The organism is Pseudomonas sp. ZY71, assembly GCF_036542145.1.
Classification (GTDB): Bacteria; Pseudomonadota; Gammaproteobacteria; order Pseudomonadales; family Pseudomonadaceae; genus Aquipseudomonas; species Aquipseudomonas koreensis_A.
The window spans coordinates 6,257,616-6,276,849 of record NZ_CP144274.1; the positions used below are offsets into that span (position 1 = coordinate 6,257,616).

Annotated in this window: 25 protein-coding genes; 18 read left to right on the forward strand and 7 right to left on the reverse strand. The window is 60.3% G+C overall.

Annotated features, from left to right (window positions below):
* The first annotated feature begins 86 nt into the window (after window positions 1-86).
* The 6 genes from VY732_RS27825 (at window position 87) to VY732_RS27850 (ending at window position 5,054) form a co-directional block, all read left to right on the forward strand.
* Window positions 87-986: an energy transducer TonB gene (locus VY732_RS27825; RefSeq protein ID WP_038358807.1), complete on the forward strand. Its 900-nt coding sequence runs from the start codon at window positions 87-89 to the stop codon at window positions 984-986.
* Between the two features lie 171 nt (window positions 987-1,157).
* Complete coding sequence (locus tag VY732_RS27830; RefSeq protein WP_016985971.1) at window positions 1,158-1,730, forward strand: YqgE/AlgH family protein; 573 nt, start codon at window positions 1,158-1,160, stop codon at window positions 1,728-1,730.
* Window positions 1,730-2,167 carry a Holliday junction resolvase RuvX gene (ruvX, locus tag VY732_RS27835; RefSeq protein ID WP_007913667.1) on the forward strand — a complete coding sequence of 146 codons (438 nt, stop codon included), beginning with the start codon at window positions 1,730-1,732 and terminating at the stop codon, window positions 2,165-2,167. Before VY732_RS27830 ends, ruvX begins: the two co-directional genes overlap by 1 nt.
* 80 nt (window positions 2,168-2,247) lie before the next feature.
* A complete protein-coding gene (gene pyrR / locus VY732_RS27840) occupies window positions 2,248-2,754 on the forward strand; it encodes a bifunctional pyr operon transcriptional regulator/uracil phosphoribosyltransferase PyrR (RefSeq protein ID WP_064116261.1) in 507 nt (168 codons plus the stop codon).
* A gap of 27 nt (window positions 2,755-2,781) precedes the next feature.
* Window positions 2,782-3,786: an aspartate carbamoyltransferase catalytic subunit gene (locus VY732_RS27845; RefSeq protein ID WP_007913665.1), complete on the forward strand. Its 1,005-nt coding sequence runs from the start codon at window positions 2,782-2,784 to the stop codon at window positions 3,784-3,786.
* Window positions 3,783-5,054, forward strand: coding sequence for a dihydroorotase (locus tag VY732_RS27850; RefSeq protein ID WP_116028402.1), 1,272 nt, complete (start codon window positions 3,783-3,785; stop codon window positions 5,052-5,054). Before VY732_RS27845 ends, VY732_RS27850 begins: the two co-directional genes overlap by 4 nt.
* A 93-nt stretch (window positions 5,055-5,147) precedes the next feature.
* On the opposite strand, the gene VY732_RS27855 is transcribed toward VY732_RS27850, so the two are convergent.
* Window positions 5,148-5,579, reverse strand: a complete 432-nt coding sequence (locus VY732_RS27855; RefSeq protein WP_038358817.1) for an NINE protein — start codon at window positions 5,577-5,579, stop codon at window positions 5,148-5,150.
* Between the two features lie 248 nt (window positions 5,580-5,827).
* Between VY732_RS27855 and VY732_RS27860 the strand changes: the two genes are divergently transcribed.
* Window positions 5,828-6,445 (forward strand): C40 family peptidase, encoded by a 618-nt coding sequence (locus VY732_RS27860; protein ID WP_016985978.1) that lies wholly within the window; start codon window positions 5,828-5,830, stop codon window positions 6,443-6,445.
* A 151-nt stretch (window positions 6,446-6,596) separates the two neighbouring features.
* On the opposite strand, the gene VY732_RS27865 is transcribed toward VY732_RS27860, so the two are convergent.
* Window positions 6,597-7,631, reverse strand: a complete 1,035-nt coding sequence (locus VY732_RS27865) for a type IV pilus twitching motility protein PilT (protein WP_007953348.1) — start codon at window positions 7,629-7,631, stop codon at window positions 6,597-6,599.
* Between the two features lie 56 nt (window positions 7,632-7,687).
* On the opposite strand from VY732_RS27865, the gene VY732_RS27870 reads away from it, so the two are divergent.
* From VY732_RS27870 to VY732_RS27915, 10 genes are all read left to right on the forward strand, one after another.
* The gene (locus tag VY732_RS27870) at window positions 7,688-8,374 is read left to right on the forward strand and encodes a YggS family pyridoxal phosphate-dependent enzyme (protein WP_331692883.1); all 687 of its coding nucleotides are present in this window, start codon (window positions 7,688-7,690) and stop codon (window positions 8,372-8,374) included.
* 23 nt (window positions 8,375-8,397) lie between these two features.
* Window positions 8,398-9,216 (forward strand): pyrroline-5-carboxylate reductase, encoded by an 819-nt coding sequence (gene proC / locus VY732_RS27875; RefSeq protein WP_331692885.1) that lies wholly within the window; start codon window positions 8,398-8,400, stop codon window positions 9,214-9,216.
* Window positions 9,217-9,226: 10 nt separating this feature from the next.
* Window positions 9,227-9,817, forward strand: coding sequence for a YggT family protein (locus tag VY732_RS27880; protein WP_331692886.1), 591 nt, complete (start codon window positions 9,227-9,229; stop codon window positions 9,815-9,817).
* Window positions 9,814-10,110 carry a DUF167 domain-containing protein gene (locus VY732_RS27885; RefSeq protein WP_150793219.1) on the forward strand — a complete coding sequence of 99 codons (297 nt, stop codon included), beginning with the start codon at window positions 9,814-9,816 and terminating at the stop codon, window positions 10,108-10,110. The genes VY732_RS27880 and VY732_RS27885 overlap by 4 nt, the downstream gene beginning before the upstream one ends.
* Before the next feature lie 433 nt (window positions 10,111-10,543).
* Window positions 10,544-11,683 carry a homoserine O-succinyltransferase MetX gene (gene metX / locus VY732_RS27890; protein ID WP_123593598.1) on the forward strand — a complete coding sequence of 380 codons (1,140 nt, stop codon included), beginning with the start codon at window positions 10,544-10,546 and terminating at the stop codon, window positions 11,681-11,683.
* Window positions 11,684-11,690: 7 nt separating this feature from the next.
* Window positions 11,691-12,311: a methionine biosynthesis protein MetW gene (gene metW / locus VY732_RS27895; RefSeq protein ID WP_007913638.1), complete on the forward strand. Its 621-nt coding sequence runs from the start codon at window positions 11,691-11,693 to the stop codon at window positions 12,309-12,311.
* Between the two features lie 26 nt (window positions 12,312-12,337).
* Complete coding sequence (locus VY732_RS27900; protein ID WP_077574902.1) at window positions 12,338-12,772, forward strand: DUF4426 domain-containing protein; 435 nt, start codon at window positions 12,338-12,340, stop codon at window positions 12,770-12,772.
* A complete protein-coding gene (rdgB, locus tag VY732_RS27905; RefSeq protein WP_123593596.1) occupies window positions 12,769-13,365 on the forward strand; it encodes an RdgB/HAM1 family non-canonical purine NTP pyrophosphatase in 597 nt (198 codons plus the stop codon). The genes VY732_RS27900 and rdgB overlap by 4 nt, the downstream gene beginning before the upstream one ends.
* Entirely contained in the window at window positions 13,362-14,567 is a 1,206-nt protein-coding gene (gene hemW, locus VY732_RS27910) for a radical SAM family heme chaperone HemW (protein ID WP_331692890.1), read from the forward strand. The genes rdgB and hemW overlap by 4 nt, the downstream gene beginning before the upstream one ends.
* 35 nt (window positions 14,568-14,602) lie before the next feature.
* On the forward strand, window positions 14,603-14,926 hold the full coding sequence (locus tag VY732_RS27915; protein ID WP_034153666.1) for a DUF3392 domain-containing protein: 324 nt from the start codon (window positions 14,603-14,605) through the stop codon (window positions 14,924-14,926).
* A 131-nt stretch (window positions 14,927-15,057) separates the two neighbouring features.
* On the opposite strand, the gene trmB is transcribed toward VY732_RS27915, so the two are convergent.
* From trmB to VY732_RS27935, 4 genes are all read right to left on the reverse strand, one after another.
* Window positions 15,058-15,783: a tRNA (guanosine(46)-N7)-methyltransferase TrmB gene (gene trmB / locus VY732_RS27920; RefSeq protein ID WP_077574906.1), complete on the reverse strand. Its 726-nt coding sequence runs from the start codon at window positions 15,781-15,783 to the stop codon at window positions 15,058-15,060.
* A 9-nt stretch (window positions 15,784-15,792) separates the two neighbouring features.
* Entirely contained in the window at window positions 15,793-16,587 is a 795-nt protein-coding gene (locus VY732_RS27925) for a thiazole synthase (RefSeq protein ID WP_077574907.1), read from the reverse strand.
* Window positions 16,588-16,647: 60 nt separating this feature from the next.
* Window positions 16,648-16,848, reverse strand: a complete 201-nt coding sequence (gene thiS, locus VY732_RS27930) for a sulfur carrier protein ThiS (protein ID WP_161986536.1) — start codon at window positions 16,846-16,848, stop codon at window positions 16,648-16,650.
* A gap of 71 nt (window positions 16,849-16,919) precedes the next feature.
* Window positions 16,920-17,300, reverse strand: coding sequence for a DUF423 domain-containing protein (locus VY732_RS27935; protein ID WP_077574908.1), 381 nt, complete (start codon window positions 17,298-17,300; stop codon window positions 16,920-16,922).
* Between the two features lie 74 nt (window positions 17,301-17,374).
* Here VY732_RS27935 and mtgA point away from each other — a divergent pair, with 74 nt between their 5' ends.
* A complete protein-coding gene (gene mtgA, locus VY732_RS27940; RefSeq protein ID WP_007913618.1) occupies window positions 17,375-18,097 on the forward strand; it encodes a monofunctional biosynthetic peptidoglycan transglycosylase in 723 nt (240 codons plus the stop codon).
* 182 nt (window positions 18,098-18,279) lie between these two features.
* On the opposite strand, the gene rpoH is transcribed toward mtgA, so the two are convergent.
* Entirely contained in the window at window positions 18,280-19,134 is an 855-nt protein-coding gene (gene rpoH / locus VY732_RS27945) for an RNA polymerase sigma factor RpoH (protein WP_007913617.1), read from the reverse strand.
* Window positions 19,135-19,234 lie beyond the last annotated feature (100 nt).

Sequence of the window (19,234 nt, forward strand, 5' to 3'; positions counted from 1 at the left end):
CGCTTGAAGCGTGAAGCCCAAGGCGTGAAACCAACATTGCGTTATCATGCGCAGCCTCTGAAAAACGCGATGTTGGTTTTCTTGTCATGACCCTCCCGTCCGATCTGCCCGCAGAACTCGCCCACCGTGGCGTGCGCCCGGCCGATCGCCTCGGTTTTACCCTGTTTCTCGCGGCGCTGATCCATTTGGCGCTGCTGCTCGGCGTCGGCTTCACGATGGTCGAGCCCAAGCAAATCAGCAAAACCCTGGAAATAACCCTCGCTACCTTCAAGAGCGAAAAGAAGCCGGAGAAGGCTGACTTTCTCGCCCAAGAACATCAGGAAGGCAGCGGCACGCTGGACAAGAAGGCGATCCCCAAAACCACTGAGGTGGCGCCGTTCCAGGACAATCAGGTCAAAAAAGTCACCCCGCCACCGGCCGCCAAACCGGAAGTGCAGGAGGCCGCGCCGAAGGCTGCGGTGACCACCGTCGCGCCAAAGCCGAAAAAAGCACCGACCAAGAAAGAAGAAAGCAAAACCGAGGTCAAACCGACGGTTGATGCGCCGGAATTCGACAGCTCGCAGCTGTCCAGCGACATCGCCAGCCTCGAAGCGGAACTGGCCAAGGAACAACAGCTGTACGCCAAACGCCCGCGTATTCACCGCTTGAGCGCGGCATCGACCATGCGCGACAAGGGTGCCTGGTACAAGGACGACTGGCGCAAGAAGGTCGAGCGGATCGGCAACCTCAATTACCCCGAAGAAGCACGGCGCAAGCAGATCTACGGCAATTTGCGCCTGATGGTTTCGATCAATCGCGACGGTTCGCTGTATGAAGTGCTGGTGCTGGAATCTTCCGGCCAGCCGCTGCTGGATCAGGCGGCGCAGCGCATCGTCCGACTGGCGGCACCGTTTGCCCCGTTTACCGGGGACTTGTCGGATATCGACCGTCTGGAAATCATTCGTACCTGGAAATTTGCCCGGGGCGACAAGCTCTCGAGCAATTGACACACCGCAACCCCTTGTAGGAGTGAGCCTGCTCGCGATAGCGGTGTATCAGTCAACAATTTCGATTCTGGCACACCGCTATCGCGAGCAGGCTCACTCCTACAATGGATCTGTGTTGTTGTCAGCATCTCCAGCTTGTCAGTTCGCCCCCCGAACGCCACACTAGCGCACATGAAAAACGTCAGCCCCAGCTACCTCAAGCATCAATTCCTGATCGCCATGCCACACATGGCCGACCCGAACTTTGCCCACACCTTGACCTACATCGTCGAGCACACGGCCAATGGCGCTATGGGGATTGTGGTCAACCGGCCGCAAGAGCTGAATCTGGCCGACATCCTCGAGCAATTGCGCCCGGACATCGACCCGCCAGCGCTTTGCCAGCACGTACCGATCTTCATCGGCGGGCCGGTGCAGACCGATCGCGGTTTCGTGTTGCACCCGGCGGGCAAGACTTTCCAGGCCACCGCGCAACTGGACGGCGATCTGGCCCTGTCGACCTCGCAGGACGTGCTGTTCGCCATCGCGGACGGCGTCGGCCCGGCGAAAAGCCTGATTGCCCTCGGTTACGCCGGTTGGGAAGCCGGGCAACTGGAAGCGGAACTCGCCGACAACGCCTGGCTGAACTGCCCGTACGACGCCGACATCCTGTTCAACACCAGCAGCGAACTGCGCCTCGAAGCGGCGGCCAGGCATTTGGGGATCAACCTCAGCCTGCTGACCAGCCAGGCAGGTCACGCCTGATGGCCCTGCGCCTGATTCTCGGCTTCGACTACGGCACCAAACAGATCGGCGTCGCGGTCGGCCAGGTGATTACTGGCCAGGCCCGCGAGCTGTGCACCTTGAAAGCGCAAAACGGCATTCCCGACTGGAATCAGGTTGAAGCGCTGTTCAAGGAATGGAAACCCGACGCCGTGGTCGTCGGCCTGCCGCTGAACATGGACGGCACGCCGAGCGAAATGTGCCTGCGCGCGGAAAAATTCGCCCGCCGCCTCAATGGCCGCTTCAATGTGCCCTTCTATACCCACGACGAACGCCTGACCACCTTCGAGGCCAAAGGCGAGCGTCTGGTCCGTGGCGGTCAGAAGGGCAGTTACCGCGACAACCCGGTGGACGCCATCGCCGCCGCTCTGCTGTTGCAGGGCTGGCTCGATGAAAACACTGCATTGTTTGAATCCTGACAAGCGCTTCGGCGCTTTTCTTTTGAGTGAAAAACCGAGTTGCGTCCACGGACCCGACTCGCCCCCAACAAGGAGCAACCATGAGCCTGCCAAATCCCGCCGATCTGATCAGCCAGATGGCGACCCGCCTCAAGGCGCACCTTGCCCAGCGTGACATCACTGAACCGCGTTACATCGGCATTCGCACTGGCGGCATCTGGGTCGCACAGGCCTTGCTCAAGGAATTGGGCAGCGACGCGCCACTGGGCACGCTGGATGTGTCTTTCTACCGCGACGACTTCAGCCAGAACGGCCTGCACCCGCAAGTGCGCCCGTCCGCCCTGCCCTTCGAGATCGAAGGCCAGCATCTGGTGCTGATCGACGACGTACTGATGAGCGGTCGCACCATCCGCGCCGCCATGAACGAATTGTTCGACTACGGCCGTCCGGCCAGCGTGACCCTGGTCTGCCTGCTGGACCTGGACGCCGGCGAGCTGCCGATCCGCCCGAACGTGGTTGGCGCGACGTTGTCGCTGGCCGCTCACGAACGGGTCAAGCTGTCCGGCCCCGAGCCGCTGACGCTCGAACTGCAAGACTTCAACCTTTAATCCGCCCTATTGAGAGTCCCCCTCGCGATGACGCCTCTAGATACCAAGCGCCCGCTGCAGCTCAATGATCAGGGCCAGCTGCGCCACTTCCTATCGCTCGACGGCCTGCGCCGCGAGTTGCTGACGGAAATCCTCGACACTGCCGACTCGTTCCTCGAAGTCGGTGCCCGGGCGGTGAAGAAAGTCCCGTTGCTGCGCGGCAAGACCGTGTGCAACGTGTTCTTCGAAAACTCCACGCGCACCCGCACCACCTTCGAACTGGCCGCCCAGCGACTGTCGGCAGACGTGATCACCCTGAACGTGTCGACCTCGTCGGCCAGCAAGGGCGAAACGCTGCTCGACACCTTGCGCAACCTCGAAGCCATGGCCGCCGACATGTTCGTCGTACGCCACGGTGATTCCGGTGCCGCGCACTTCATCGCCGAGCATGTTTGCCCGCAAGTGGCGATCATCAACGGCGGCGACGGCCGTCACGCGCACCCGACGCAGGGCATGCTCGACATGCTCACCATCCGTCGGCACAAGGGCGGCTTTGAAAACCTCTCGGTGGCCATCGTCGGCGACATCCTGCACTCGCGGGTGGCGCGCTCGAACATGCTTGCGCTGAAAACCCTCGGTTGCCCGGACATCCGCGTGATCGCGCCGAAAACCCTGCTGCCGATCGGCATCGAGCAATACGGCGTGAAGGTTTACACCGACATGACCGAAGGCCTGAAAGACGTCGACGTGGTGATCATGCTGCGCCTGCAGCGTGAACGCATGACCGGCGGCCTGCTGCCGAGCGAAGGCGAGTTCTACCGCCTGTTCGGCCTGACCACCGCGCGCCTGGCCGGGGCCAAACCCGATTGCATCGTCATGCACCCGGGGCCGATCAACCGGGGGGTGGAGATCGAGTCAGCAGTGGCCGACGGCCCGCACTCGGTGATCCTCAATCAGGTGACCTACGGCATTGCCATTCGTATGGCCGTGCTGTCCATGGCCATGAGCGGGCAAACGGCCCAGCGCCAATTCGAGCAGGAGAACGCCCAGTGAAGCTCAGCATTCTCGGCGCACGCGTCATCGATCCAAGCAGCGGCCTGGATCAAATCACCGACATTCACGTTGAAGCCTGCAAGATCGTCGCCCTCGGCGCGGCCCCAGCGGGTTTCACGGCAGTTGAAACCATTGATGCCCAAGGCCTCGTTGCCGCTCCGGGCCTCGTTGATCTGAACGTAGCCCTGCGCGAGCCGGGTTACAGCCGCAAAGGCTCGATCATCAGCGAAACCCGCGCCGCGGCTGCCGGCGGTGTGACCAGCCTGTGCTGCCCGCCGAAAACCAAACCGGTGCTCGACACCTCCGCTGTGGCCGAACTGATCCTCGACCGCGCACGCGAAGCCGGCAACACCAAGGTGTTCCCGATTGGCGCGCTGAGCAAAGGTCTGGACGGCGAGCAACTGGCTGAGTTGGTGGCGCTGCGCGACGCTGGTTGTGTGGCGTTCGGCAACGGTCTCGAAAGCTTCCGCAACACCCGCACCCTGTGCCGGGCGCTGGAATACGCGGCGACCTTCGACCTGACGGTGATTTTCAACTCACAGGATCACGATCTGGCCGAAGGTGGTTTGGCTCATGAAGGCGCGGTGGCCAGTTTCCTCGGTCTGCCGGGGATTCCGGAAACCGCTGAGACCGTGGCCTTGGCCCGGGATCTGTTGCTGGTCGAGCAGACTGGCGTGCGCGCGCATTTCAGTCAGTTGACCAGCGCTCGCGGCGTGGCCCTGATCGCTCAGGCGCAGGCGCGTGGTTTGAAGGTGACGGCGGATGTCGCGCTGTATCAGCTGATTCTGACCGACGAAGCATTGATCGACTTCAGCAGTCTGTATCACGTGCAGCCACCGCTGCGTACGCGTGCTGACCGCGATGGTTTGCGTGCAGCGGTGAAGTCCGGTGTTGTATCGGCGATCTCCAGCCATCACCAGCCGCACGAGCGTGACGCCAAACTGGCACCGTTCGGCGCGACCGAACCGGGCATCAGCAGTGTTGAGCTGTTGCTGCCGTTGGCGATGACGCTGGTGGAGGATGGGTTGCTTGATTTGCCGACCTTGCTGGCGCGCCTGAGCGCTGGCCCGGCTGAAGCGCTGCGTCTGCCGGCGGGCAAACTGGCGGTGGGTGGTGCGGCGGATATCGTGCTGTTCGATCCGCAGGCTTCGACGGTGGCTGGTGAGAACTGGTTGTCGAAGGGTGAGAACTGCCCGTTCATTGGCCACACTTTGCCGGGCGTGGTTCGCTACACGCTGGTGGATGGGCGGATCAGCCACCAGGCTTGATACCGCGTTGAGCCGATCGCGAGCAGGCTCACTCCTACAGGGGATTTGTGTCGTTCACAGATCCAGTGTGGGAGCGAGCCTGCTCGCGAAGACTTACTGGAAGGCGCCTCTGCCTTCGGCGTTACGCACCGACACTTGATCATTCAGCGTCCAGAAGTCATACAGCACCCCCAGAAAGAACAACCCGCCCGTCAGCAGATAGATCAGGCCACTGATCCACTTGCCCTGATACATCCGGTGCACGCCCAATGCTCCGAGGAACGTCAGCAGAATCCACGCCACGTTGTACTCGATCGGCCCGGCGGTAAAACGCAGATCCGCTTCGCGATCCATTGCCGGGATCAGAAACAGGTCGATCAGCCAGCCAATGCCGAGCAAACCGAAGGTGAAGAACCAGATCGTCCCGGTCACCGGTTTACCGTAGTAGAAACGGTGGGCGCCGGTAAAACCGAAAATCCACAGCAGATAGCCGATGATTTTGCTGTGCGTATCTTGCTGCTGAACAACTTGTTGATAGGGGTTCATGAAGACCTCGATTCACGCGATAGATAAATATTCTTGAATTCTTTGTGACTTTTTTACAGGTAGCCGACGTACGGCAAATGTTACCGTTGCTACCGTCAAAGCCTTATAGCACCTGACTTCTGTCCGACAATTGCGTCCATTTGCCGCTTATTTGGTTCCGTTGGCCGCCAACTGAATCGACCAACGGACTCGGAATGAAAAAAAACTCTGTTATAAAGTTGCGCGCTATCACTGAAGAGCCACGCCTAATGCGACCATTTTTCAAGACATGGCTAACCATCTGCCTATTAATGCCACTGGCCGCCCACGCCACCAATCGTGAGCAACGTCTTCCCAACGTTAACGGCTTTACCCCTAAATCCCATGCTTCGGCTCCTTCGAGCAAAAGCAGCAAAAGCAAAACCACCACGCTGAGCAGCAAGAGCCACAGCAAGCTGGTGCCACCGATGGCGAGCAAGGAAAGCAGCAATGTGCTGAGCCGTGCGGTAAACGTCCTCGGTACACCTTATCGTTGGGGCGGCAGCAGCCCAAGTAAAGGCTTCGATTGCAGCGGTCTGGTGAAATACGCGTTCAACGACGCTACGTTCGACCTGCCACGCACCTCGAACGCCATGGCCAGCGGCCACGGCGAGAAAGTCGAGCGCAAGGATCTCAAGCCGGGCGATCTGATTTTCTTCAACATCAAGAGCCGTCGGGTCAACCACGTTGCCATCTACCTGGGTAACGACCGCTTCATCCACGCGCCTCGTCGTGGCAAAGCGGTGAGCATCGATACGCTGAACAAGCCGTACTGGCAGCAGCATTACGTGGTTGCCAAGCGTGTGTTGCCGAAAGAACAAAGCCAGATGCGCGTGGTTCAGCGCTGAGCTGACTGATCCGTAATCTGCTCAAGCAGTACCGCCCTCTTCGCGAGCAAGCTCGCTCCCACAGGTGAAAGCATTCCAATTGAAGGAATGCAATCAAATGTGGGAGCGAGCTTGCTCGCGAAAGGGCCGGTGAGAACATCGAAAATCTCTCTCAGAAATTATCCGGTGTCCGCGCCTTCTCCCGCGCATGTTCGCGGCTGATCAAGCCCTTGGTCACCAGATCCTTCAGGCACATGTCCAGTGTCTGCATGCCCAACGACCCACCGGTCTGAATCGCCGAATACATCTGCGCGACCTTGTCCTCACGGATCAGGTTACGGATCGCCGACGTGCCCAGCATGATCTCGTGCGCCGCCACCCGCCCGCCGCCGATCTTCTTGATCAGCGTCTGCGAGACCACCGCCAGCAACGACTCCGACAGCATCGAGCGCACCATCGACTTCTCGTCACCGGGGAACACGTCGACCACCCGGTCGATGGTTTTCGCCGCTGAGGTGGTGTGCAGCGTGCCGAACACCAGATGCCCGGTTTCGGCTGCGGTCAGCGCCAGGCGAATGGTTTCCAGGTCACGCATCTCGCCGACCAGAATCACGTCCGGGTCTTCACGCAACGCCGAACGCAAAGCCGTGGCGAAACTGCGGGTATCACGATGGACTTCGCGTTGATTGATCAGGCATTTGCGCGATTCGTGAACGAATTCGATCGGGTCTTCAATGGTCAGGATATGGTGATGACGGTGGGTGTTGAGGTAATCGATCATCGCCGCCAGCGTGGTCGACTTGCCGGAACCGGTCGGCCCGGTGACCAGCACCAGCCCGCGCGGCGCATCGGTGATCTTGCGGAAGACGTCGCCCATGGCGAGGTCTTCCATGCTCAGCACTTTCGACGGAATGGTACGGAATACGGCGCCGGCGCCACGGTTCTGGTTAAAGGCGTTAACCCGGAAACGCGCCACACCCGGCACTTCAAAGGAAAAGTCGGTTTCCAGATGTTTCTCGAAGTCGACCCGCTGGGTGTCGTTCATGATGTCGTAGATCAGCTCATGCACTTGCTTGTGATCCAGCGCCGGCAGATTGATCCGCCGCACATCGCCATCGACACGGATCATCGGCGGCAGACCGGCCGACAGGTGCAGGTCGGAAGCGCCTTGTTTGGCGCTGAAGGCCAGCAGTTCAGTGATATCCATAGCGCTCCTCAATTCCAGTAGAATGCCGCGAACCTTCAGACCGCCGGCGCCTCTTGATGTCCACGATAGCAGACAACATTCTCCAGGTTGGTTCGCGCATCCAGACCGCGACCCAAGCCGCACACCGTCCTGAAAACAGCGTCCAGTTGCTCGCCGTGAGCAAGACCAAACCCGCCGCAGCCCTGCGCGAAGCGTATGCCGCCGGCCTGCGTGACTTTGGCGAGAACTACCTGCAGGAAGCCCTGGGCAAACAGCTCGAACTGGCGGATCTGCCCTTGATCTGGCACTTCATCGGCCCCATTCAATCGAACAAGACTCGCGCCATCGCCGAGCATTTCGACTGGGTGCACTCCGTGGATCGCCTGAAAATCGCTCAACGCTTGTCCGAACAGCGCCCGGCTGAACTGCCGCCGCTGAATATCTGCATTCAGGTCAACGTCAGCGGTGAGGCCAGCAAATCTGGCTGCACCCCGGCTGATCTGCCGGCGCTGGCCGAAGCCATCAGCGCCCTGCCCCGGCTGAAGCTGCGTGGGCTGATGGCAATTCCCGAGCCGACTGAAGATCGCGCCGAGCAAGACGCGGCCTTCGCCGCCGTGCAGAAGCTGCAAGCGAGCCTAGATCTGCCGCTCGACACACTTTCCATGGGCATGAGCCACGACCTTGAGTCGGCCATCGCCCAAGGCGCCACTTGGGTTCGTATCGGTACGGCCCTGTTTGGCGCCCGCGACTATTCCCAATCTTGAACGTTTCCAGATAAGGACCACACATGAGCAACACACGTATTGCGTTTATCGGTGCGGGCAACATGGCGGCCAGTTTGATCGGCGGCCTGCGCGCCAAAGGTCTGGAAGCTGCACACATCCGTGCCAGCGATCCGGGCGAAGAAACTCGCGCCAAAGTCAGTGCCGAACACGGCATCGAAACTTTCGCCGACAACGCCCAGGCCATCGACGGCGTCGATGTGATCGTGCTGGCGGTCAAGCCGCAGGCGATGAAAGCCGTGTGCGAGGCCATTCGCCCAAGCCTGAAGCCCAATCAATTGGTGGTGTCGATTGCCGCTGGCATCACTTGCGCGAGCATGACCGCGTGGCTTGGCGAGCAGCCGATCGTGCGCTGCATGCCAAACACCCCGGCGCTGCTGCGGCAAGGTGTCAGCGGTTTGTACGCGACCAGCGAAGTGACCGCCGAGCAACGTCAGCAAGCTGAAGAACTGCTGTCCGCCGTCGGTATCGCCCTGTGGCTGAAAGAAGAACAACAACTCGACGCCGTGACCGCTGTGTCCGGCTCCGGCCCGGCGTACTTCTTCCTGCTGATCGAAGCCATGACCGCCGCCGGCGTCAAACTCGGCCTGCCGAAAGACATCGCAGAACAACTGACCCTGCAGACCGCACTGGGCGCCGCGCATATGGCCGTCTCCAGCGACGTTGACGCTGCCGAACTACGGCGCCGTGTGACCTCGCCAAACGGCACAACCGAAGCCGCGATCAAATCATTCCAGGCCAATGGCTTTGAAGCCCTGGTCGAAACCGCACTCGGCGCCGCCGCGCACCGCTCGGCCGAAATGGCCGAACAACTGGGCAAATAAGGAGCCTTACATGATTGGATTGAACACTGCAGCGGTTTACGTGCTGCAAACCCTCGGCAGCCTGTACCTGCTGATCGTGCTGCTGCGCTTCGTTCTGCAACTGGTACGGGCCAACTTCTACAACCCGCTGTGCCAGTTCATCGTCAAAGCGACCCAGCCGCTGCTCAAACCACTGCGCCGGATCATTCCGAGCCTGTTCGGTCTGGACATGTCTTCGCTGGTGCTGGCGATTCTGGTGCAACTGGCGCTGATGGCGCTGACCCTGCTGCTGACTTACGGCACCACCGGTAATCCGCTGCAACTGTTGATCTGGTCGCTGATCGGCGTGACCGCGCTGTTCCTGAAGATCTTCTTCTTCGCCCTGATCATCAGCGTGATTCTGTCGTGGGTTGCACCGGGCAGCCACAATCCGGGCGCTGAACTGGTCAACCAGATCTGCGAGCCTGCATTGGCGCCGTTCCGCCGCTTTCTGCCGAATCTCGGCGGCCTGGACCTGTCGCCGATCTTCGCCTTCCTCGCGCTGAAGCTGATCGACATGCTGGTGATCAACAATCTGGCGGCGATGACGATGATGCCGGAAATCCTCCGTCTGCTGATGTGAGCTGGTTTCGATGGGACGGTGACGACTTGATCCTCGAGTGTCACCTGCAACCGGCAGCCCGCAGCGATGACTTCGCCGGGCTGCACGGCGATCGTTTGAAGATCCGCCTGACCGCGCCGCCGGTCGAGGGCAAGGCCAATGCTTATCTGATGGGCTTTCTGGCCAAGGCGTTTGGGGTGTCCAAGAGCCAGGTCAGTTTGCTCAGTGGCGAGTTGAACCGGCAGAAGCGGGTGAGGATCTGCTCGCCGAAGAAGTTGCCGGATTTGCCGGGGTTGGTTGGGCGCTTGTCTTGAGTTTTGCGGCGCCTGTACCCCTCACCCCAGCCCTCTCCCCCTGGAGAGGGAGCCGATCTATGGTGTTTTCAAAACTTGAGTTCAACTCGATACCCCACGTCGGCGTATCTCGAACATCCACCCCAGCCAGTCCCCTCTTCCTCCCGGAGAGGGAGCCGATTTGGGTGGTTTTCAAAACTTGAGTTCGACTCGATATCCCACGTCGGCGTATCTCGAACATCCACCCCTGTCAGTCCCCTCTTCCTCCGGGAGAGGGAGCCGATTTGGGTGGTTTTCAAAACCTGAGTTCGACTCGATAGATCAGGTCGGCGTAGCTCAAAAGAACACCTCGGTCAGTCCCCTCTACCTCTGGGAGAGGGCTAGGGTGAGGGCCGCTTGCCGCTAACCCCCCCGGTCTTTAGACTTACGCCTCATTTCAACGAGAGCAGGGTCGATGCCAACTGCCTTTCCCCCCGATTCTGTTGGTCTGGTGACGCCGCAAACCGCGCACTTCAGCGAACCGCTGGCCTTGGCCTGTGGTCGTTCGCTGGCCGCCTATGACCTGATCTACGAAACCTACGGCACGCTGAACGCGCAAGCGAGCAACGCCGTGCTGATTTGCCACGCCTTGTCCGGCCATCATCACGCTGCCGGTTATCACAGCGTCGACGACCGCAAACCCGGTTGGTGGGACAGCTGCATCGGCCCGGGCAAACCGATCGACACCAACAAGTTCTTCGTGGTCAGCCTGAACAACCTCGGCGGCTGCAACGGCTCCACCGGCCCGAGCAGCATCAACCCGGAGACCGGCAAACCGTTCGGCGCCGACTTCCCGGTGCTTACCGTGGAAGACTGGGTGCACAGCCAGGCGCGTCTCGCGGACTTGCTCGGCATCGGCCAGTGGGCGGCGGTGATTGGCGGCAGCCTCGGCGGTATGCAGGCGTTGCAATGGACCATCACCTACCCTGATCGCGTGCGTCATTGCCTGGCCATCGCCTCGGCACCGAAGTTGTCGGCGCAGAACATCGCCTTCAACGAAGTCGCGCGTCAGGCGATCCTGACCGACCCGGAATTCCACGGCGGTTCGTTCCAGGAAGCGGGCGTGATCCCCAAGCGCGGCTTGATGCTGGCGCGCATGGTCGGGCACATCACTTACCTGTCCGACGATTCGATGGGCGAGAAATTCGGCCGTGGCCTCAAGAGCGAGAAGCTCAACTACGACTTCCACAGTGTCGAGTTCCAGGTCGAAAGCTACCTGCGTTATCAGGGCGAAGAGTTCTCCGGACGCTTCGACGCCAACACTTATCTGTTGATGACCAAGGCACTGGACTACTTCGATCCGGCGGCGAACTTCGACGATAACCTGGCAAAAACCTTCGAGAACGCCACGGCCAGGTTCTGCGTGATGTCGTTCACCACCGACTGGCGCTTCTCCCCGGCCCGTTCGCGAGAACTGGTGGACGCGCTGATGGCGGCGCGCAAAGACGTCAGTTATCTGGAAATCGACGCACCGCAGGGCCACGACGCCTTTCTGATTCCGATCCCTCGCTACTTGCAGGCGTTCGGCAATTACATGAACCGCATCACGTTGTGAGAAAGCCATGAGAGCTGATCTGGAAATCATCCAGGAATGGATCCCCGCCGGCAGCCGCGTCCTCGACCTCGGTTGCGGTGACGGCGAGTTGCTGACCTGGCTGCGCGACAACAAGAATGTCACCGGTTATGGCCTTGAAAACGACGCCGACAACATCGCCCAGTGCGTGGCCAAAGGCGTCAACGTCATTGAGCAGGATCTGGACAAGGGACTGGGCAACTTCGCCAGCAACAGTTTCGACATCGTCGTCATGACCCAGGCCCTGCAAGCCGTGCACTACCCGGACAAGATCCTCGACGAAATGCTCCGCGTCGGCCGTCAATGCATCATCACTTTCCCGAACTTCGGTCACTGGCGCTGCCGCTGGTATCTGGCGAGCAAGGGTCGCATGCCGGTCTCCGAGTTTCTGCCGTACACCTGGTACAACACGCCGAACATTCACTTCTGCACCTTCGAAGACTTTGAAGAACTTTGCCGCGAACGTGATGCGAAGGTCATTGATCGGCTTGCCGTGGATCAACAGCACCGTCACGGGTGGGCCAGTAAGCTATGGCCTAATCTGTTAGGTGAGATCGGTATCTACCGCGTCAGCAGCCCGCAGCTTGCAGACCACAAAGTCGCGGTCTGAATCCCGTCATTTCGAGGAGCACGATCATGGGTCGTTTAGCGTTGTTGTTATTGACTGCCTGCCTGAGCACCAGCGCTCTGGCGGCCGACGTCATCAAGGGTGAGCGCAAGGAAACCTTTGGCGACATCACGGTGCACTACAACACCTTCAACTCGACGTTCCTGCAACCGGACATCGCCAAGGCGGCGGAGCTGATCCGCAGCAAGAATCAGGGCGTGATCAATGTCTCGGTGATCAAGGACGGCAAACCGCTGATCGCCAACGTCACCGGCACGGTCAAAGACCTGACCAGCCAGAGCGTGCCGCTGAATTTCCGCCAGATCACCGAACAAGGTGCGATCTACTACATCGCCCAGTACCCGGTGGAACAGCAGGAAACCCGCACCTTTGAAATCAAGGTGCAGAACGGCGACAAGATCAACACCATCAATTTCAACCAAGAACTCTTTCCCGGCGAATGATGAACATCAAGCAGCTCGTACTGGCCAGCCATAACGCCGGCAAACTCAAAGAACTCCAGGCCATGCTCGGCGAATCGGTGCAACTGCGCTCGATTGGCGAGTGGAGCAAGGTCGAGCCGGAAGAAACCGGTCTGTCGTTCGTCGAGAACGCTATTCTCAAGGCACGTAATGCCGCACGGATTTCCGGGTTGCCGGCGCTGGCCGACGATTCCGGTCTGGCAGTGGATTTCCTCGGCGGCGCGCCGGGCATCTATTCGGCGCGCTATGCCGACGGCAAGGGCGATGCGGCGAACAACGCCAAACTGCTCGACGCACTGAAGGATGTACCGGAAGCCGAGCGCGGCGCGCAATTCGTTTGCGTGCTGGCGCTGGTGCGTCACGCCGATGATCCGTTGCCGATCCTCTGCGAAGGCCTGTGGCACGGACGGATTCTGACCGCCGCCAGCGGCGAGCACGGCTTCGGCTATGACCCACTGTTTTGGGTGCCGGAACGTGAGGTGTCCAGCGCCGAACTGAGCCCGGCCGACAAGAACCAGATCAGCCACCGCGCCCGTGCAATGGATCTGCTGCGCCAGCGTCTGGGCTTGAAATGACCCGTGACTCTTCCGCGTCGTCGCTGATTGTCGGCGGCGCCGCTTCTTCGCCTCGGGCGCCGTTGCCAACGCTGCCGCCCTTGGCGCTGTACATCCACATCCCGTGGTGTGTGCGCAAATGCCCGTATTGCGATTTCAACTCGCACACTGCCAGCCCGGTTTTGCCGGAGCAGGAATACGTCGACGCGTTGCTGGCCGATCTCGATCAGGATCTGCACGCTGTTTATGGGCGTGAAATCAGCTCGATCTTCTTTGGTGGCGGCACGCCAAGCCTGTTCAGCGCCGAAGCGCTTGGGCGGTTGCTGGCAGGCGTCGAACAGCGCATTCCGTTTGCTGACGACATCGAAATTACCCTGGAAGCCAACCCGGGCACCTTCGAGCAAGAGAAGTTCGTCGCGTATCGCAAGCTGGGGATCAATCGCCTGTCGATCGGCATCCAGAGCTTCCAGCAGGAAAAGCTCAAGGCGCTGGGGCGGATTCACAACGGTGACGAAGCAGTGCGTGCTGCCGGGATGGCGCGGCAGGCCGGGTTCGATAACTTCAACCTCGACTTGATGCATGGCTTGCCCGATCAATCGCTGGACGATGCCTTGAGCGATCTGCGCCAGGCCATCGCACTGAATCCGACGCATATTTCCTGGTATCAGCTGACGCTGGAGCCGAACACGGTGTTCTGGAACCAGCCACCGGTGCTGCCGGAAGACGACACGCTGTGGGACATTCAGGAAGCCGGGCAGGCATTGTTGGCCGAGCATGGTTACGCGCAATACGAAGTGTCGGCTTATGCACAGGCCGGGCGCCCGGCGCGGCATAACCTCAATTACTGGAGTTTTGGCGACTTCATCGGCATCGGCGCGGGTGCGCATGGCAAGCTCAGCCACCCGGACGGGCGCATCGTGCGTACCTGGAAGACCCGTTTGCCGAAGGACTATCTCAACCCGGCGAAAAGCTTTCAGGCTGGCGAAAAAGCGCTGACCAACGACGAGATGCCGTTCGAGTTTCTGATGAACGCCTTGCGCCTGACCGCAGGCGTCGAGTCGCGCCTGTATCCGGAGCGTACCGGGCTGTCGCTGGAGAGCCTCGCCGAAGGCCGGGCAGCGGCAGAACAAAGCGGTCTGTTGCAGGTCGAACCGTCACGTCTGGCGGCCACCGAGCGCGGACAGCTGTTTCTCAACGACTTGCTGCAACAGTTTCTGAGCTGAGCCCAACTCTCAACTTCAGTCCCAAGGAAAAACCCATGGATTTGATACTCGACCTGCTCGCCACCGTCTCCCGCTGGAGCCGCAGCAACCTCTCGGAAATCGCCCTGGCGCTGGTCGGCTGCCTGCTGGTGCTGTTCGGCGCCGACTTCAAAGGCTGGGTCGAGCAACGCCTGGGCAGCATCGCCGGCGCCCTGCGCATACCGCTGATGTCGCTGCTGTGCGTGATCGGCAGCGGCGCGGCGCTGATCTACGCCACGCCTTGGGTGATCAAGGGTTTGAGCCAGTTCAACAACTACAGCCTGGCGCCGGTATTGTTGGTAGTCCTCGTCCTCATCGGCGTAGTTGCCGATCGTCGCTGATCCCGCAAACACCCCAAAACGACTGTAGGAGTGAGCCTGCTCGCGATAGCGGTCTGACATTCAACCTCTTCGGTGACTGTCAGTGCGCAATCGCGAGCAGGCTCACTCCTACATTTTTTACCGCGTGATACTCAGGACTGTTTTTCGAACTTCAGGTCCCACACGCCATGGCCCAGTCGTTCGCCGCGGCGTTCGAACTTGGTGATCGGGCGTTCGGTCGGGCGTGGTACGCACTTGCCGTCTTCGGCGAGGTTGCGGTAGCCCGGGGCAACGTTCATCACTTCCAGCATGTATTCGGCGTACGGCTCCCAGTCGGTGGCCATGTGCAGAATGCCGCCAACCTTCAACTTGCTGCGCACCAGTTCGGCGAACGAGGCCTGAACGATACGACGCTTGTGGTGACGACTCTTGTGCCACGGATCCGGGAAAAACAGCATCAGGCGATCGAGACTGTTGTCGGCGATGCAGCGGTTGAGCACTTCGATCGCGTCGCAATCGTAGACCCGCAGGTTGGTCAGGCCCTGAGTCAGCACGCCATTGAGCAGCGCGCCGACACCCGGACGGTGCACTTCAACGCCGATGAAATCCTGCTCCGGCGCCGCCGCGGCCATTTCCAGCAGCGAGTGGCCCATGCCGAAACCGATCTCCAGCGAGCGCGGTGCCGAACGGCCGAACACTTGATCGTAATCCACCGGCGCGTCGGCCAGCGGCAGCACGTACAGCGGCGCACCTTGATCCAGACCGCGTTGCTGGCCTTCGGTCATGCGCCCGGCGCGCATCACGAAACTCTTGATGCGGCGGTGTTGGCGCTCGTCGCCTTCTTCCGTCTGGATAGGCGTGTCGTTCGATTCAGTCATCAATGGCTCTTACTTGATCAGACCATCCAGCGGCGAAGAGGCGCTGGCATAGAGTTTTTTCGGCATACGGCCAGCGAGGTAGGCCAAGCGGCCTGCAACGATGGCGTGTTTCATGGCTTCAGCCATCATCACCGGCTGCTGGGCGTGGGCGATCGCCGAGTTCATCAGCACCGCATCGCAACCCAGTTCCATGGCGATGGTCGCGTCGGAGGCAGTACCAACACCGGCATCGACCAACACGGGAATCTTGGCTTCTTCGAGGATGATCTGCAGGTTGTACGGGTTGCAGATCCCCAGACCGGAACCGATCAGACCGGCCAGTGGCATGACCGCGATGCAGCCGATTTCCGCCAGTTGCCGGGCGATGATCGGGTCATCGCTGGTGTACACCATCACGTCGAAGCCTTCCTTGACCAGCGTTTCCGCGGCCTTGAGGGTTTCGATCACGTTGGGGAACAGGGTTTTCTGGTCGGCCAGAACTTCCAGCTTCACCAGATTGTGGCCGTCGAGCAGCTCACGGGCCAGGCGGCAGGTGCGTACGGCTTCGATGGCGTCGTAGCAACCGGCGGTGTTTGGCAGGAAGGTGTAGCGCTCCGGCGACAGCACGTCGAGCAGGTTCGGCTCGCCTTCGATCTGGCCCAGGTTGGTACGGCGCACGGCGAAGGTGACGATCTCGGCACCCGAGGCTTCGATGGCCTGACGGGTTTCGTCCATGTCACGGTACTTGCCGGTACCGACCAGCAAACGCGACTGGTAAGTACGACCGGCCAGAACAAAAGGCTTGTCGCTACGAACGATGCTCATGGGAAATCCTCTTTAGGAGTGAGGGTCTTGCAGAATTCTGTGCCCTTGCGGGCCGGGCGATCAGCCGCCGCCGATGGCGTGCACCACTTCAACGCTGTCGCCGTCGTTGAGGGTGGTGTCGGCATGCTGGCTGCGCGGGACGATATCCAGATTGAGTTCGACTGCCACCCGGCGTCCGGTCAGTTCCAGACGGGTGATCAGGGCCGCAACGGTCTCGCCGTCGGGCAGTTCAAGGGATTCACCGTTCAACTGAATGCGCATGCGCAACGCCGCCATCATTTTTAGGGGCTGGCATTCTAGCCCGATCATGACCTAAAGGTCAGTACCAAGCGTCAAGCGGTTGGTTGCAAGCGCCAGGCGGCGAGCCCCAGGCAAACCCATCCGGCCAGAAATGCCAGACCACCGAACGGGGTGATGATGCCGAGCTTGCTGATGCCGGTCATGGTCAGCACGTACAGGCTGCCGGAGAACAACAGAATGCCGACGGTGAACGACACGCCGGCCCAAGCAACCAGCCGACCCTGAATCTGCGTGGCCAACAGCGCCACACCAAACAGCGCCAAGGTGTGCACCAGTTGATAGGTCACGCCGGTGTGGAAAATCGCCAGGTACTCGGGTGTCAGGCGATTTTTCAGGCCATGGGCGGCAAATGCGCCCAAAGCGACTCCGGTGAAACCGAAAAAAGCAGCCAGCATCAAAAAGCCACGCAGCATTGGGAACTCCAGTCAGACGCGATCGGCAGGGTCTGTATAATGGCCCGCTCCACCGGTTCGGCCAAGCCATCTCTATGCTGCGTACTATTTTCCGTCGTCTCACGAAGGCCCTGCTCTGGTTCGCCGGTGGCAGCGTCTTGCTGGTGCTGGTGTTTCGCTTCGTGCCGCCGCCGGGTACGGCGTTGATGGTCGAGCGTAAGGTCGAATCCTGGGTCGATGGCGAGCCAATTGATCTGCAGCGCACCTGGAAGCCGTGGGACGAAATCTCCGATGACCTCAAAGTCGCGGTCATGGCCGGCGAGGATCAGAAGTTTCCTGAGCATTGGGGTTTTGATTTCAGTGCGATTCAGGCAGCCCTCGCCCATAACGAGCTCGGCGGCTCGATTCGCGGGGCCAGCACCTTGAGCCAGCAAGTGTCGAAAAACCTGTTTCTGTGGGCCGGTCGCAGCTACCTGCGTAAAGGCCTGGAGGCCTGGTTTACCGCGCTGATCGAAGTGTTCTGGCCCAAGCAGCGGATTCTTGAGGTGTACCTGAACAGCGTCGAGTGGGATGACGGGGTGTTTGGCGCCGAAGCCGCAGCCCGCCATCACTTTGGTGTGAGCGCGAAATCGTTGTCACGGCAGCAGGCGAGTTATCTGGCTGCCGTTCTACCCAATCCGCGTGTCTGGAGTGCCAGCCATCCGACCGCTTATGTGTCGCGTCGGGCCGGGTGGATTCGGCAGCAGATGAGTCAGTTGGGTGGGGATAGCTATTTGCTGGGGCTCAATGATTCACGGCGGGCACCGTGGTCGCGATAACACCGAGGATCGAAATGTAGGAGTGAGCCTGCTCGCGATAGCGGTGCATCAGTGACGGCAATGCTGACTGTCACACCGCTATCGCGAGCAGGCTCACTCCTACAATGGTTTTGTGTTGAAGCAGAAATGAAAAACGCCCCGATCATCGCTGATCGGGGCGTTTTTTATTGCCGAGGCGCCGGTTATGCGGCGATCGACAACTTGAGCTTGTTCATCGCACTCTTCTCGAGCTGACGGATTCGCTCGGCCGACACGTTGTACTTCTGCGCCAGGTCGTGCAGCGTGGCTTTCTCTTCTGCCAGCCAGCGCTGGTAGAGGATGTCACGGCTGCGCTCGTCCAGCACTTCCAGCGCTTCGTGCAGGTTGCTGTTGGAGTTGTCGCTCCAGTCGGCATCTTCCAGTTGACGCGCCGGGTCGTACCGGTGGTCTTCCAGATAGTTGGCCGGCGACTGGAAAGCACTGTCGTCGTCCGCTTCCGCGGCCGGGTCGAAGGCCATGTCATGGCCGGTCAGGCGACTTTCCATCTCGCGCACTTCACGCGGTTCAACGCCGAGGCTTTCCGCCACACGGTGGACTTCCTCGTTGTTCAGCCACGCCAGACGCTTCTTCTGGCTGCGCAGGTTGAAGAACAGCTTGCGCTGGGCCTTGGTGGTCGCGACTTTCACAATGCGCCAGTTGCGCAGGATGAACTCGTGAATTTCCGCCTTGATCCAGTGCACGGCGAACGACACCAGACGCACACCCATTTCCGGGTTGAAGCGCTTCACGGCCTTCATCAGGCCGACGTTACCTTCCTGGATCAGGTCAGCCTGAGCCAGACCGTAGCCGGAATAGCTACGGGCAATGTGTACGACAAAACGCAGGTGGGCGAGCACCATCTGCCGAGCCGCCCCCAAATCCTGCTCATAGTAGAGACTCTCGGCCAGTTCACGCTCCTGCTCCGGCGTCAGCAATGGAATGCTGTTGACGGTGTGCACGTAAGCTTCCAGGTTCGCACCCGGAACCAACGCATACGCAGGTTGCAAAGAATTGGTCATACGAAAAAACCTCCCACTTACATACTCGTGCCTCTCGGCACTGCGAAAAATTGACCGGGAATTCAAGTGCAAGTTCCCAAAAAAACCGCAAGGTCAATCA

Bases quoted from the DNA above. Each gene is read 5' to 3' on its own strand.
- VY732_RS27860 (WP_016985978.1), top strand. From the start codon at position 5,828: ATGCGACCATTTTTCAAGACATGGCTAACCATCTGCCTATTAATGCCA.
- rpoH (WP_007913617.1), bottom strand. From the start codon at position 19,134: ATGACCAATTCTTTGCAACCTGCGTATGCGTTGGTTCCGGGTGCGAAC.
- proC (WP_331692885.1), top strand. From the start codon at position 8,398: ATGAGCAACACACGTATTGCGTTTATCGGTGCGGGCAACATGGCGGCC.
- rdgB (WP_123593596.1), top strand. From the start codon at position 12,769: ATGATGAACATCAAGCAGCTCGTACTGGCCAGCCATAACGCCGGCAAA.
- VY732_RS27880 (WP_331692886.1), top strand. From the start codon at position 9,227: ATGATTGGATTGAACACTGCAGCGGTTTACGTGCTGCAAACCCTCGGC.
- VY732_RS27935 (WP_077574908.1), bottom strand. From the start codon at position 17,300: ATGCTGCGTGGCTTTTTGATGCTGGCTGCTTTTTTCGGTTTCACCGGA.
- VY732_RS27865 (WP_007953348.1), bottom strand. From the start codon at position 7,631: ATGGATATCACTGAACTGCTGGCCTTCAGCGCCAAACAAGGCGCTTCC.
- VY732_RS27855 (WP_038358817.1), bottom strand. From the start codon at position 5,579: ATGAACCCCTATCAACAAGTTGTTCAGCAGCAAGATACGCACAGCAAA.
- hemW (WP_331692890.1), top strand. From the start codon at position 13,362: ATGACCCGTGACTCTTCCGCGTCGTCGCTGATTGTCGGCGGCGCCGCT.
- thiS (WP_161986536.1), bottom strand. From the start codon at position 16,848: ATGCGCATTCAGTTGAACGGTGAATCCCTTGAACTGCCCGACGGCGAG.
- VY732_RS27870 (WP_331692883.1), top strand. From the start codon at position 7,688: ATGTCCACGATAGCAGACAACATTCTCCAGGTTGGTTCGCGCATCCAG.
- VY732_RS27845 (WP_007913665.1), top strand. From the start codon at position 2,782: ATGACGCCTCTAGATACCAAGCGCCCGCTGCAGCTCAATGATCAGGGC.
- ruvX (WP_007913667.1), top strand. From the start codon at position 1,730: ATGGCCCTGCGCCTGATTCTCGGCTTCGACTACGGCACCAAACAGATC.
- metW (WP_007913638.1), top strand. From the start codon at position 11,691: ATGAGAGCTGATCTGGAAATCATCCAGGAATGGATCCCCGCCGGCAGC.
- metX (WP_123593598.1), top strand. From the start codon at position 10,544: ATGCCAACTGCCTTTCCCCCCGATTCTGTTGGTCTGGTGACGCCGCAA.
- VY732_RS27830 (WP_016985971.1), top strand. From the start codon at position 1,158: ATGAAAAACGTCAGCCCCAGCTACCTCAAGCATCAATTCCTGATCGCC.
- mtgA (WP_007913618.1), top strand. From the start codon at position 17,375: ATGCTGCGTACTATTTTCCGTCGTCTCACGAAGGCCCTGCTCTGGTTC.
- trmB (WP_077574906.1), bottom strand. From the start codon at position 15,783: ATGACTGAATCGAACGACACGCCTATCCAGACGGAAGAAGGCGACGAG.
- VY732_RS27925 (WP_077574907.1), bottom strand. From the start codon at position 16,587: ATGAGCATCGTTCGTAGCGACAAGCCTTTTGTTCTGGCCGGTCGTACT.
- VY732_RS27900 (WP_077574902.1), top strand. From the start codon at position 12,338: ATGGGTCGTTTAGCGTTGTTGTTATTGACTGCCTGCCTGAGCACCAGC.
- VY732_RS27915 (WP_034153666.1), top strand. From the start codon at position 14,603: ATGGATTTGATACTCGACCTGCTCGCCACCGTCTCCCGCTGGAGCCGC.
- VY732_RS27825 (WP_038358807.1), top strand. From the start codon at position 87: ATGACCCTCCCGTCCGATCTGCCCGCAGAACTCGCCCACCGTGGCGTG.
- pyrR (WP_064116261.1), top strand. From the start codon at position 2,248: ATGAGCCTGCCAAATCCCGCCGATCTGATCAGCCAGATGGCGACCCGC.